This window comes from Cellulomonas sp. SLBN-39 (assembly GCF_006715865.1).
Classification (GTDB): Bacteria; Actinomycetota; Actinomycetes; order Actinomycetales; family Cellulomonadaceae; genus Cellulomonas.
Genome location: NZ_VFOA01000001.1, coordinates 1,516,470 through 1,528,112, shown reverse-complemented (window position 1 = coordinate 1,528,112; position 11,643 = coordinate 1,516,470). Strand labels below are relative to the sequence as shown.

Below are 11,643 nucleotides of genomic sequence, written 5' to 3'. Positions count from 1 at the left end.
GGCCACCGCACCCGTCCGCAGGGGGACACCATGAGGACCGCCGACGCCGCGCACGACTTCCTCGCCTGCCGGCGGATCGCCGTCACCGGCGTCTCGCGCACGCCCGGCAGCCACGGCAGCGACGTCGTCTACGAGCGGCTGCGCGACCGCGGGTACGAGGTGTTCGCGGTCAACCCGAACGCCGAGACGGTGATGGGTGACCCGGCCTACCCCGACCTGCGGTCCATCCCCGGCGGTGTCGAGGCCGTCGTCGTGGCCACCGCACCCCGGCACGCGGGCGCCACCGTCGCGGAGGCCGTCGACCTCGGGATCACGAAGATCTGGATGCACCGCTCGGTCGACGCCGGCAGCGTCGACCCCGACGCGGTCGCGTACGGGCGTGAGCACGGCGCCACCGTCATCGACGGCGGCTGCCCGCTCATGTTCGGCGACGTCGCCGACGGCACCCACCGCGTCATGTGCCGCCTGCTCACCCTCCTGGGCCGCGTCCCCCGCACCGTCTGACCAGCGCCGTCACGGCGCGACCGCCTCGACGAGCGGGGCCCAGGCCGCACGCACCTTCGCGGGAAGCACCAGGTCGGGCCACAGGTCCCCCAGGAGCGCGCCGTCGACCACGCCGAGGATGTCGTCCGCGGTCCCCTCGGACAGCACCAGCTCGTACGCGCGGGCACGCTCCCGACGGACGGCAAGGTCGAGCACCCGGCCGGGGTCGGACCAGCTGACGTGCAACGGCAACGTGATCCGCGCGAAGGCGCGATCGAGGGGCAGCCGTGGCAGCCGGTCGGGGACGGCGACGGTCCGTCCACGGCCGGAGGCGACGTCGGTGAAGTGCACCACGGGCTCGCTGCGGAGCTCGTGCCCGGCTGCCGCGAGCACACGTTCGGCGGTCGTGATCGTGGGTGCTTTGCGGCCGGACTCGTATGCCGACAGCGTCGCGCGCGACGTGCCCGCACGCCTGGCCAGCTCCGCCTGCGTCAGGCCAGGCCGCCGCCGCGCCGCCCGCAGCACCTGCGCACCGCCCATCAGCCTCACCTCCAGGGAATCCGTTCGGGCGCCCTCGCTCCGCCCTGCCCTGGCGGCCACGTGCGACGCCGTGCGGGATCCCGTACCGTCCCCCACGGGCTGTCGAGCGCCCGCCGAGGGAGTCGCGACATGCTGGTCGTCAACGTACTCCTCGCCCTCATCGGTGCTGCCATGGTGATCGTCGCCGAGGGCGCGGCCACGCGAGTCGCAGGCGTCGCCCTGGCGATCATCGGGACCGCGCAGGTCTGGCTCATCCTGAGTAGGCGCCGGAAAGCGCAGTAGCCGTCCCTGGCCCGGTGCGCGGGCGCGGCAGGCGCGGACCACCGACGTGGCTGCCGCCGGCCTCGGGCATGGCGGCGCACGCCCCGGTGGTGGCGTGCGGGAGGGGCCGACTACCGTCGGCATCGTGCGACGGACACTCGCGGCGGCCTCGGCGCTCGGTGCGGTGCTGACGCTGGGCGCCTGCGCGAGCGGTCTGGGCCCCGACGAGCGTGACGCCTGCACGACGATCGACGCGTGGATCGTCGGCGGGCAGGACCCGGCCCTCGTCGACCGGTCCGTGACGCAGGCCGCCACGGACCTGTCGGCATCGGAGCACGACGCCCTCGCGGCGGCGGGCGACGCGCTGGCCGGTGCCACCGACGCGGACAGGGCCGACCTCGCCGCCGACGTCGTGGCCGCCTGCGACGACCTCGGCTGGGAACCGCCCGAAGGATGACGTCCGCGTGGTGGTGACATGGAGTACGTGACGCGCGCGGACGACAGGTGCGTGGAGCTGCGGGGCGTGACGGGAGCACCGTGCGCCGACACGTCGGTCGCCGGGGTCGTGGGGCGTCGGCACGATGGTCGGCTCCTGCTGCGGACCGGCGTCGTCGCCGGCCCGGTGAGGATCACCGTCGACGTCCGTGCCGGGTCGCCCACCGAGGTCGAGGACGGATGGGAGGACATCGTCGAGGTCACCTGCCTCGCCGTCGAGCGGCCCGTCCTGGTCGCTGGGCCGTACGACGACGCACCCGGCCCGTCGCTGCGCATCGACCCGCCCGACGCGGAGTCGTTCCGCCTGCGGGTGCACGCCCGCCACCGCGACACCGGGTACGACCTCGTCGCGGACGAGCCTGTCGAGCAGTACCTGCTCACGTCCTGGCCCGCGCCCCCTGGCCCCCCGCTCGTGCTGTCAGCCGGGTCCGGCCTGGCCCTCCGGGCCGTCCGGGCCCGGGACGAGGCCGGCGTCCCGACCGGCGCGGCCCCGAGCGACGCGGCACGCGCGGACGTCCTGCGCGCCGTGCAACGCCTCCGCGGCGACGGGCCACCCGTCGTCGTCGAGTCCGTCGAGGACGTCGCACGCCGCGAGGCCGCGCAGGCGAACCTCCTGCGCGTCACCCGCGCCGACGGGCAACCCTAGGTCCGCGCCTGGCAGCCCAGGTGGCGGGTGGCCGCGCGGCCGGCGACCACGCCCGTGCTGAACGAGGCCTGGAGGAGGTAGCCGCCGGTGGGGGCCTCCCAGTCGAGCATCTCGCCGGCGAGGAACGTGCCGGGCAGCGCGCGCAGCATGAGGTCGTCGTCGACCTCGGACCACGCGACGCCCCCGGCGGTGGAGATGGCGCGGTCGATCGGCATGGTGCCGGTGATCTCGACCGGGACGGCCTTGATGAGGGCCGCGGCCTCGGCTGCGGTGGCGGGCAGCGCGCCCGCGGCCTCCCACAGCAGGGCCGTGCCGACGGGGTCCAGGCCGACGGCGCGGCGCAGCCAGGTCGACGCCGACTCCTTGGGGCGGCGGCGGGCCAGCCGTTCCTCGAGCTGGGCGGCGGTCAGGTCGGGGCGCAGGTCGACGCGCAGGTCGCATCGGCCGTCGGCGTCCAGGGCCTGGCGGATCGTGGCGCCGATCGCGTAGACCGGGCCGCCCTCGACCCCGCCCGTCGTCACCATGGCATCGCCGCGGGCCACGCGGCCGGGGTGGCCGTGCACGGTGAGCGCCACGTTCTTCAGCGGCGTGCCGGCGAAGCGCTCGGCGAACCGCTCGCCCCAGCCCACGCGGACGCCCACGTTGGCGGCCCGCAGCGGCGTGACGGCGATGCCGCGCGCGGTGAACGGCTCGACCCAGCCGCCGTCCGAGCCGAGCCTCGGCCACGACGCACCGCCCAGCGCGATGACGGTCGCGTCGGCCGTCACCTCGAACGGCACGCCGTCGGAGCCGGTGAACCGGAGCGCACCGTCGGGCGACCAGCCGGTCCAGCGCTGCCGTGTCTCGATGCGCACCCCGAGGTCGGCCAGGCGGGCCAGCCAGGCGCGGTAGAGCGGGATCGCGCGGAACGCCTGCGGGAATACCCGGCCGCTCGACCCGACGAACGTCGGCTCCCCCAGGCCCTCGCACCACGCGCGCAGGTCGTCGGGGCCGAAGACGTCGAGCATCGGGGCGATGCGCCCGGCCGACGCGCCGTAGCGGGTGACGAAGCGGGCGCGGTCCTCGCTGTGCGTGAGGTTCAGGCCGCCGTTGCCGGCGACCAGCAGCTTGCGGCCCACCGACGGCATCCGGTCGTGCACCGTGACCGCGACCCCGGCGCGGGCCATGACCTCCGCAGCCATGAGGCCCGCGGGTCCGCCGCCGACGACGTGCGCGGTGCCCGTCGGCTGCGCGGTGCTCGTCGGCTGCGCGGTGCTCATCGGCTCCGCGGTGCTCATCGGGCCGGGCGGGCGGGGTGGGCGGGCGGCACCCGGTGAACATAGCTGACGGCGCGGACCCCGTTGCGGGGCCCGCGCCGTCGGTCGTGCGGTGCTCGTGCGGTGCTACGCGACGACCGTCACGTCGTCCGGGCCGAGCGCGTCCGGCTCGTCGTCCGTCGCGTCCAGCACGACGACGTCCGGGACGGCGGCCAGCGCCGGGGTGCGCGCCGCGAGCCAGCCGACCAGGCGGTCGGGGCGGTCGGTGATGATCGCGTCGACCCCCAGCTCGAGCGCCTGCTCCCACTGGTCGGGCTCGTCGAGCGTCCACACCATGACCTGCAGGCCGGCGGCGTGCAGACGGGCCACGAGGTCCGGGTGCAGCACGAGCAGCAGCCCGTGCGGGTTGCACGTCATGACGTCGAGCTCGCGGCACGTCTCGACCAGGTCGTCCCGCACCTCGCCGATCAGCAGCCCGCGCCGCAGGCCGGGAGCGACGTCCCGGAGCGCGGCGACGGTCTGCGGCCAGAAGCTCTGCACGACCACCCGGTCGCCGAGCCCCGCGGCCAGCACGGGGTCGGTGACCTTGCGGACGTCCTCGGGCGTCCAGGCGTCCTTCAGCTCGATGAGCAGGTCGATGCCCGGGCGGTGCAGGAGCAGGTCGAGGACCTCGTCGAACGTCGGCACCCGCTGCCCCGCGTACGCGGGCGCGAACCACGCGCCGGCGTCGAGGGCGCGCACGGCGGCGAGGTCGGTGGCGTCGACGCGCCCCGTGCCGTCCGTCGTGGCGTCGAGCGTGTCGTCGTGGATCACGACGACGTGCCCGTCAGCGGTCAGCTGCACGTCCAGCTCGATCGACCCGGCGCCCGCCGCCCACGCCGCCTCGAACGCCACGAGGGTGTTCTGCGGCGCGACGGACGAGTTCCCGCGGTGCGCGACGACCAGGGTCACAGGTAGGGCTCCACGTTCTCACGGTACGCCGTCTCGATGTCCGGCGTGATCTGCTCGAACGCCGTCTTCGGGTCGGTGCCGCGCAGGACGATCTCCTCGATGCCCTCGGTGAGGATCTGGTCTGCGCCGGGCACGAACACCCGGATCCAGTCCTGCGACCGGGCCTTCTCGCCGAGCTGGTCGACCGCGGTGCGGAACTGCGGGGTCGTCTCGTACACGGCCTGCATCTCCTCGGACTCGATCGCCGAGGTGCGCACGGGCATGTAGCCGGTGTTCTGCGAGAAGTACGCGGTCTGCTCGGTGTCGGTGATGAACTGCAGGAACATCGCCGCCGCGAGCTGCTGCTCCGGGGTCCGCGAGGCCGGGATCGCCAGGCCGGTGCCGCCGGTCGGCACACCGCCGCCGTCGGGGCCGTCGGGCAGGAACGCCGTGCCGACCTCGAAGTCCGCCGCGTCGAGGATGCCCTTGAGGGAGCCCGTCGAGCCGATCGTCGCCGCGACCACGCCCGCGGAGAAGTCGACCGTGGAGTCCTCGGAGACCGTGGCGATCGCGTCGTCGCCGTGGAACAGGTCGCGCAGGAACTCGCCGCCGGCGATCGCCTCGGGGGTGTCGAGCGTCGTCTCCCACTCATCGGAGTACTGGCCGCCCTGGCCCCAGATCATGTTCTCGAACCACCACGCGGCCCACGACGGGCCGGTGGAGAGGCCGAACGGCTTGGAGTCCGCGGCGACCTGGCCCTCGAGGTCCGCGGACCACTCGGCGAGCTCGGCCCACGTCTCGGGGCCGCGGTCGGGCAGGCCGGCGGCCTCCCACATGTCCTTGTTGTAGTAGAAGAGCGGCGTGGAGCGCGCGTACGGCGCGGCCCAGTGCTGGCCCTCGTACTCGTAGTCGCCGTAGAACGCCGAGACGTAGTCGTCGGTGTCGGAGCCCAGGTGCTCGAACACGTCGTCCAGCGGCATGATCTGGTCGTTCAGGTGGTAGCGGAACCACCAGACGTCGGAGGAGATGACCAGGTCGGGCAGCGCGTCGGTCTGCGACGCGGCCTGGAAGCGCTGGGCCACCTCGTCGTAGTTCGCACCGGCGGTGACCAGGTTGACCGAGATCTCGGGGTGCTCGGCCTCGAACCGGGCGATGAGCTCCTCCTCGACCTCCTGCGACGCACCCGGGTGGTTGCTCCACCAGGTGATCTCGGAGGCGGGCTCGACCTGCGACCAGTCGACGGCCTCGGTCTCGCCGGCCTGGGTCTCGCCGTCGGAGGCGAGGCCGGGCGCGGTGCAGGCCGTGAGCGTCAGGGCGCCGACGGCCGCGAGCGCGCCGAGCACGAGGGTCGACGGACGCCGCACGCGGCGGCGGGTCGGCACGGGGTGGGACACGGGGGTCTCCTCGGGTGTGGTCGTGCGGGGTGGGACTGCGGGACGAGGTCCTGCGGGGTGGTCGCGCACGGCTGGGGGCGCGCGCGACCTGCCGGGCCGTGCGGCCCGGGGTCGGTGGACGGGCGGGTGCCCGGGTCGTCGGCGTCAGCCGGTGACGGCTCCGGTGGTCAGGCCGGCGACGAGCCGACGCTGCAGGAGCAGGAAGACGAGGAGGATCGGCAGGGTCACGACGACGGTCGCGGCGAGCAGCACGCCCCAGTTCGTCATGCCGTCGATGTTCTGCAGGAGGGTCAGGCCCACCGGCAGGGTCATCTTGCGGGCGTCGTCGACGACGAGGAACGGCCACAGGTAGTCGTTCCACTCGTTGACGACCGAGACGAGCCCGACCGCGGCGAGGGTGGGCAGCGACATCGGGACGACGAAGCGCCACAGCCGCCGCCAGTGCCCGGCGCCGTCGAGCTCGGCGGCCTCGAGCACCGAGGCCGGCAGCGAGAGGAAGTGCTGCCGGAACAGGAAGGTGCCGAACGCGCTGGCCAGGCCCGGCACGAGGATCCCCTGGTAGGTGTTGAGCCAGCCGAGGCTCGCGACGAACGTGTAGTTGGGGATGATCGTGATCTGCGGCGGGATCATGAGGGCCGCGATGACGACGTAGAACACGGTGCGCCGGAACGGCACGTCGAGGAACACCAGGGCGTACGCGCAGCACAGGCCGAGGACGACCTTGAGGCCCGCGCCGACGACGGTCAGGCCGACGCTGTTGGCGAAGAGCTGGCCGAGCGGGACGGTGCCGGCGGCCTGCGCGTAGTTGGCCAGGTCGAGGCTCTCGGGCAGCCACTGCAGGGGCAGGCGGTACAGCTCGTCGGGGGCCTTGAGGCTGGCGAGCAGCATCCACAGCAGCGGTGCGCCGAGGACGAGCGAGGCCAGGGTCATGGTGACCCAGCCGGTGGCGTCGAGGAGCAGCGCGCGGGGGGTGCGGCGGCGGGCGCCGGGGGCCGTGGGGCGCGGGGCAGGTGCGGCCGGGCGGGGCGGCTCGGCCGGGTCGGCGGCCGGGCGGGGGACGGTCTGCAGGCTCATGCGTAGTGCACCTTCCGCTCGAGGTGGCGCATCTGGACCGCGGTCACCGCGAGGAGCAGGACGAACAGGATCGTCGCCCCGGCCGAGGCGTACCCGGCGCGGCCGTTGACGAAGCCCTCCTGGTAGATCTGGTACATCAGCGTGGTCGTGCTGCCCAGCGGCCCGCCCTGCGTCATGGCCTTGATGACGTCGAAGGACTGCAGCGACGCGAGCATCATGGTGACGAGCAGGAAGAAGCTGGTCGGGGCGAGCAGCGGCAGCACGATCGAGCGCAGCGTGCGGGCGGGCGTGGCGCCGTCGAGGGCGGCCGCGTCGCGCAGGTCCTGCGGCACGCCCTGCAGCCCGGCCAGGTAGATGAGCGCGACGTACCCGAGGTTCTTCCACAGGTAGACCACGACGATCATGACCAGCGGCCAGGGCTCGGCCGTGTACCACTGGGGCGAGGTGGCGCCGAACCACCCGAGCACGGTGGACATGAGCCCGTACCGGGGGTCGAAGATGAACAGCCAGAGGATGCCGACGGCGTACCCGGACAGCACGTAGGGCGCGAACGCCACGGTGCGGGCCAGGCCGCGGCCCGGCAGGCGCCGGTCGAGCAGCAGCGCGAGGCCGAGGCCCAGCGCGAGCGCGCCCCCGACGGTGACGACCGTGAACACGGCGGTGGTGGTGAGCACCTGCGCCGTCGAGTCCGCGGTGAACCACTCGACGTAGTTGCCGAGCCCGACGAACCGGGCGACGGGCGAGCCGAGGTTCCACTGCATGGTCGACAGGTAGAAGCTCTCGACCAGCGGCTTGTAGACGAACAGGACGAGCAGGGCGACGTTCGGGCCGGCGAGCAGCGCGAACCACCCCAGCGCGCGGCGGCGCCGGGTGGCGCCGGTGCGCCGGGGCGCGGGGCGGGGCGGGGTGACGGCGCCGGTGCCGGGTGGTGCGAGGACGGCGGCCATGGGTGTGTCTTCCGTGCGGGCTGGGGATCCGGCGCCGGCTGACCGGCGCGGGCGGTGCGGGAGGCTCCGCGCACCGGGTCCGACCGCCCTGCGGGTGCTGCCCGGGGGTGGTCCGACCTCGCCGAACGTAGCCACACCGCACCGGACGAATCGCCCACCACCGGGAACGTTGCCGACGCGTTCGACCAACGTTCACGCAGGTCACCGAGCCGTCGGCCGCCCGTCGCCCCGTGCCTTCCGGACCGCCACGCGGCGGTCACCCCGCGGTCACCCGGCCCACGGCGGGCGCCGGGGCGGTCCCGCGCGCAGGGGCGCGGGACCGCCCCGCACGTCAGGCGAGGGCGAGCTGCACGGTCACGTAGGAGTGCGCGGGCAGGTCGACCTCGAGGCCCCGCGGGTGCGGGCGCACGCCGGTGTGCGGCGCGGGGGCGACGGCGTCGGGTTGCTCGGCCGTGTTGTGCGCCTGCAGGGCGGGGGCGGTGAGCACCTGGGCGGTGTGCCCGGTGACGTCGCGGCCCCGCAGGTCGAGCACCACGGTGGTCGCCTCGTCGGCGTCGAGGTTGGACAGCGAGACCAGCGCGGAGTCGTCCTTGGTCGACGCGGACGCCGAGAGCAGCGGCACCTGCGCGCCCTCGACCGTGCGGGTGGGGACCTCGCCCTTGAACCGCACGTCGAGCGCGCCCGCGTCGTGGTGGCCCGTGTTCATGGCGAACACGTGGTACGTCGGGGTGAGCACGAGGGCGCCGGTCTCGGGGTCGGTGAGGAGCATCGCCTGGAGCACGTTGACGGTCTGGGCGATGTTCGCCATCGAGACCCGGTGGGCGTACCGGTGGAAGACGTCGAGGTGCACGCTGGCGACGAGGGCGTCGCGCAGGGTGTTCTGCTGGAACAGGAAGCCGGGGTTGGTGCCCTCCTCGACGTTCCACCAGGTGCCCCACTCGTCGACGACCAGGCCGATGCGCCGCTCGGGGTCGTAGGCGTCCATGACGTTGGCGTGGCCGCGCACGAGCTCCTCGATGCGCCGGGCCCGCTTCATGGTCACGTACCAGTCGTCGGTGCTGAACCGGGTGGCGTCGCCCTTGTCGTCCCAGTCGCCGTTGATCGTGTAGTAGTGCAGCGAGACGCCCTGGAAGAACCCGCGGGGGTCGCAGCCGCAGCCGAGCTTGGACGAGACCTTCATCAGCGCCTCGGTCCAGGCGTAGTCGTCGGAGTTGGCCCCCGCGGCGATCTTGTAGACGGTGTTGTCGCCGTGGTTGCGCACGTACGTGGCGTACTGGCGCGCCAGGTCGGCGTAGTGCTCGGCGGACATGTTGCCGCCGCAGCCCCAGGGCTCGTTGCCGATGCCGAAGAACGGCACCCGCCACGGCTCGTCGCGCCCGTTCGCCCGGCGCAGCGCGGCCATCGGGGAGTCGTCGCCGCGCGTGAGGTACTCGACCCACTCGCTCATCTCGCGCACCGTGCCGGAGCCGACGTTGCCGTTGACGTAGGGCTCGGCGCCGAGCATCTCGCACAGGTCCATGAACTCGTGGGTGCCGAAGGAGTTGTCCTCGACGACGTCGCCCCAGTGGGAGTTGACCATGCGGGGCCGCTGGTCGCGGGGGCCGGTGCCGTCGCGCCAGTGGTAGTCGTCGGCGAAGCAGCCGCCCGGCCAGCGCAGGTTGGGGATCTGCAGGGCGCGCAGGGCCTCGACGACGTCGGAGCGGATGCCCCGCACGTTCGGGACCGGCGAGTCCTCCCCCACCCAGAAGCCGCCGTAGATGCAGCGGCCGAGGTGCTCGGCGAAGTGGCCGTAGACGTGCCGGCTGATGGTGGCGCCGGGCAGGTCGAGGTCGATGACGGCGGTGAGCGTGGGCACGGGGCTCCCTGGCTAGACGAGGGGGTGCCGGTGCACGCCCCGGGGACGCGCACACCGTGCTGTATCGATACACCACGGTGTGCAGGTCCGAATATGCTCGGGACCGCACCGGCTCGTCAAGAGGCCGGGCAGGACCGGGAGGCACGCGATGAGGGCAGGGGGCGTCCCCACGCTCAAGGACGTCGCGGCCGCCGCCGGGGTCTCCGTCATGACCGCCTCGAACGCCGTCAACGGCCGCCCCCGGGTCGCGCCCGCCACCCGGCAGCGCGTCCTCGACGCCGTCGAGGCGCTCGGCTACGAGGTCAACCTCACGGCCCGCCGGCTGCGGGCCGGCCGCAGCGGCACCATCGCGCTCGCCGTGCCGCGCCTCGACCACCCGTACTTCGGGGACCTCGCCGCCCGGTTCGCCACGGCCCTGGCACCCGGCGGCCGCCACCTCGTCCTGGAGCAGACGGGCGCCTCCAAGGAGGGGGAGCTCACCGCCCTCTCGCAGGCCCGGCTGCAGATGTACGACGGGGTGCTCCTCTCGGTCGTCGGGCTCCAGCACGCCGACGTCGAACGCCTCCAGGGCGACCTGCCGCTGGTGCTGCTCGGCGAGCGGCCCATGCCCGCGCGGTTCGACCACGTGATGCTCGGCAACGTCGAGGGCGCGCGCCTGGCCACCGCGCACCTGCTGGCCCGGGGGGCGCGCCGCGTCGCGGTCGTCGGCGGCGCGTTCGACGAGGAGCCCGGCGTCTCCAGCACCCGCACCCAGGGCTGGCGCGAGGCCCACGAGGCCGCCGGCGTGCCCGTCGACGAGCGCCTGGTGCTGCCCGCGCCCGCGCTGGAGATGGCGCAGGGGCGGGCCGCCGTCGACCGCGCGCTGGCCGAGGGCCTCGCGCTCGACGCCGTGTTCGCGGTGACCGACCAGGTGGCGATGGGCGCGCTCGCCGCCCTGCACAGCCACGGGCGGTCCGTGCCGGGCGACGTGCAGGTCGTCGGCTTCGACGCGCTGAGCCTCGGCGAGCACCTCTGGCCCGCCCTGACCACCGTCGACCCGCGGCACGACCTGCTCGTCGAGCACGCGCTGCGCCTGCTCGACCGGCGTGCGTCGGGCGACCGCGCCGACCCCGAGCACCTCGTGCTCCCCGTCCGCCTGCTGGAGCGCGCGAGCACCCGCTGACGGACCCGCGCGGGCCCTGTCGAGATCGCGCGCGCCCGCGCGTCATGACCCCGAGGGTCCGGCCGACCCGACGGTGCCTCCGTCCCGCCGGGCCCCGGAGGAGAGGCCATGCCCCGGTACCTGATCGGCGTCACGTTCGCCCCCGGTGACGACCCCGCGCCCATGGACCTCTGGTCGGCCGCGGAGGTCGACGCCCACCTGGCGTACTACGACGCGCTCAACGACGAGCTGCGGGCGTCCGGCGAGCTGGTGTCCCTGACCGTCCTGACCCTGCCCGGCCGCGCCCGGGTCGTCCGCTCCGACGGGCACGCCACCGACGTCTCCGACGGCCCGTTCGCCGAGGTCCACGAGTGGCTGGCGGGCTTCCACGTCGTCGACGTCGCCGACGAGGCCCGGGCGCTGGAGATCGCGGCGCGCGTGTCCGCCGTGCCCGGGCGCGGCGGCGTGGCGACCCGGCAGCCGGTGCACGTGCGCCCCTTCCCGACAACGGCACCCGCCACGGCCGAGGAGATGGACCTGTGGCTCGCCGACGGCGGGGGGACCGGCGGCGCCTAGGATGGCCGGGAGTCCGCAGATGGGGCCTGGTCCTGGGTCCCCGCA

The 11,643-nt window shown here is 74.4% G+C and carries 13 protein-coding genes; 6 read left to right on the top strand and 7 right to left on the bottom strand.

Annotated features, from left to right (window positions below; translation table 11 throughout):
- The first annotated feature begins 30 nt into the window (after positions 1–30).
- Entirely contained in the window at positions 31–504 is a 474-nt protein-coding gene (locus FBY24_RS06945) for a CoA-binding protein (protein WP_142159242.1), read from the top strand.
- 9 nt (positions 505–513) lie between these two features.
- On the opposite strand, the gene FBY24_RS06940 is transcribed toward FBY24_RS06945, so the two are convergent.
- Positions 514–1,023 carry a helix-turn-helix domain-containing protein gene (locus FBY24_RS06940; protein WP_142159240.1) on the bottom strand — a complete coding sequence of 170 codons (510 nt, stop codon included), beginning with the start codon at positions 1,021–1,023 and terminating at the stop codon, positions 514–516.
- 129 nt (positions 1,024–1,152) lie between these two features.
- Between FBY24_RS06940 and FBY24_RS18955 the strand changes: the two genes are divergently transcribed.
- From FBY24_RS18955 to FBY24_RS06930, 3 genes are all read left to right on the top strand, one after another.
- Complete coding sequence (locus tag FBY24_RS18955; protein WP_160158453.1) at positions 1,153–1,305, top strand: hypothetical protein; 153 nt, start codon at positions 1,153–1,155, stop codon at positions 1,303–1,305.
- A gap of 124 nt (positions 1,306–1,429) precedes the next feature.
- Entirely contained in the window at positions 1,430–1,741 is a 312-nt protein-coding gene (locus FBY24_RS06935) for a hypothetical protein (RefSeq protein ID WP_142159238.1), read from the top strand.
- Positions 1,742–1,759: 18 nt separating this feature from the next.
- Entirely contained in the window at positions 1,760–2,425 is a 666-nt protein-coding gene (locus tag FBY24_RS06930; protein ID WP_142159236.1) for a hypothetical protein, read from the top strand.
- Here FBY24_RS06930 and FBY24_RS06925 read toward each other — a convergent pair.
- The 6 genes from FBY24_RS06925 to FBY24_RS06900 all read right to left on the bottom strand — a co-directional run bounded on the left by FBY24_RS06925 (position 2,422) and on the right by FBY24_RS06900 (position 9,881).
- On the bottom strand, positions 2,422–3,684 hold the full coding sequence (locus tag FBY24_RS06925) for a TIGR03862 family flavoprotein (protein WP_142159234.1): 1,263 nt from the start codon (positions 3,682–3,684) through the stop codon (positions 2,422–2,424). The two genes, FBY24_RS06930 and FBY24_RS06925, sit on opposite strands and share 4 nt — an antisense overlap.
- A gap of 123 nt (positions 3,685–3,807) precedes the next feature.
- Positions 3,808–4,632: a glycerophosphodiester phosphodiesterase family protein gene (locus FBY24_RS06920; protein ID WP_142159232.1), complete on the bottom strand. Its 825-nt coding sequence runs from the start codon at positions 4,630–4,632 to the stop codon at positions 3,808–3,810.
- Positions 4,629–6,005, bottom strand: coding sequence for an ABC transporter substrate-binding protein (locus tag FBY24_RS06915; protein ID WP_142159230.1), 1,377 nt, complete (start codon positions 6,003–6,005; stop codon positions 4,629–4,631). Before FBY24_RS06915 ends, FBY24_RS06920 begins: the two co-directional genes overlap by 4 nt.
- A 144-nt stretch (positions 6,006–6,149) precedes the next feature.
- On the bottom strand, positions 6,150–7,079 hold the full coding sequence (locus tag FBY24_RS06910; protein WP_142159228.1) for a carbohydrate ABC transporter permease: 930 nt from the start codon (positions 7,077–7,079) through the stop codon (positions 6,150–6,152).
- Positions 7,076–8,026: a carbohydrate ABC transporter permease gene (locus FBY24_RS06905; protein WP_142159226.1), complete on the bottom strand. Its 951-nt coding sequence runs from the start codon at positions 8,024–8,026 to the stop codon at positions 7,076–7,078. The genes FBY24_RS06910 and FBY24_RS06905 overlap by 4 nt, the downstream gene beginning before the upstream one ends.
- Before the next feature lie 331 nt (positions 8,027–8,357).
- Positions 8,358–9,881, bottom strand: coding sequence for an alpha-N-arabinofuranosidase (locus tag FBY24_RS06900; RefSeq protein ID WP_142159224.1), 1,524 nt, complete (start codon positions 9,879–9,881; stop codon positions 8,358–8,360).
- A 148-nt stretch (positions 9,882–10,029) separates the two neighbouring features.
- Here FBY24_RS06900 and FBY24_RS06895 point away from each other — a divergent pair, with 148 nt between their 5' ends.
- Both FBY24_RS06895 and FBY24_RS06890 read left to right on the top strand, forming a co-directional pair.
- Positions 10,030–11,043 (top strand): LacI family DNA-binding transcriptional regulator, encoded by a 1,014-nt coding sequence (locus tag FBY24_RS06895; RefSeq protein ID WP_142159222.1) that lies wholly within the window; start codon positions 10,030–10,032, stop codon positions 11,041–11,043.
- A 108-nt stretch (positions 11,044–11,151) separates the two neighbouring features.
- On the top strand, positions 11,152–11,598 hold the full coding sequence (locus FBY24_RS06890) for a YciI family protein (RefSeq protein WP_142159220.1): 447 nt from the start codon (positions 11,152–11,154) through the stop codon (positions 11,596–11,598).
- The last annotated feature ends 45 nt before the right edge of the window (positions 11,599–11,643 follow it).

Excerpts from the sequence above, each read along its gene's own strand:
- FBY24_RS06905 (WP_142159226.1), bottom strand. The coding sequence starts at position 8,026 with ATGGCCGCCGTCCTCGCACCACCCGGCACCGGCGCCGTCACCCCGCCC.
- FBY24_RS06930 (WP_142159236.1), top strand. The coding sequence starts at position 1,760 with ATGGAGTACGTGACGCGCGCGGACGACAGGTGCGTGGAGCTGCGGGGC.
- FBY24_RS06910 (WP_142159228.1), bottom strand. The coding sequence starts at position 7,079 with ATGAGCCTGCAGACCGTCCCCCGCCCGGCCGCCGACCCGGCCGAGCCG.
- FBY24_RS06925 (WP_142159234.1), bottom strand. The coding sequence starts at position 3,684 with ATGAGCACCGCGCAGCCGACGAGCACCGCGCAGCCGACGGGCACCGCG.
- FBY24_RS06890 (WP_142159220.1), top strand. The coding sequence starts at position 11,152 with ATGCCCCGGTACCTGATCGGCGTCACGTTCGCCCCCGGTGACGACCCC.
- FBY24_RS06940 (WP_142159240.1), bottom strand. The coding sequence starts at position 1,023 with ATGGGCGGTGCGCAGGTGCTGCGGGCGGCGCGGCGGCGGCCTGGCCTG.
- FBY24_RS06895 (WP_142159222.1), top strand. The coding sequence starts at position 10,030 with ATGAGGGCAGGGGGCGTCCCCACGCTCAAGGACGTCGCGGCCGCCGCC.
- FBY24_RS06945 (WP_142159242.1), top strand. The coding sequence starts at position 31 with ATGAGGACCGCCGACGCCGCGCACGACTTCCTCGCCTGCCGGCGGATC.
- FBY24_RS18955 (WP_160158453.1), top strand. The coding sequence starts at position 1,153 with ATGCTGGTCGTCAACGTACTCCTCGCCCTCATCGGTGCTGCCATGGTG.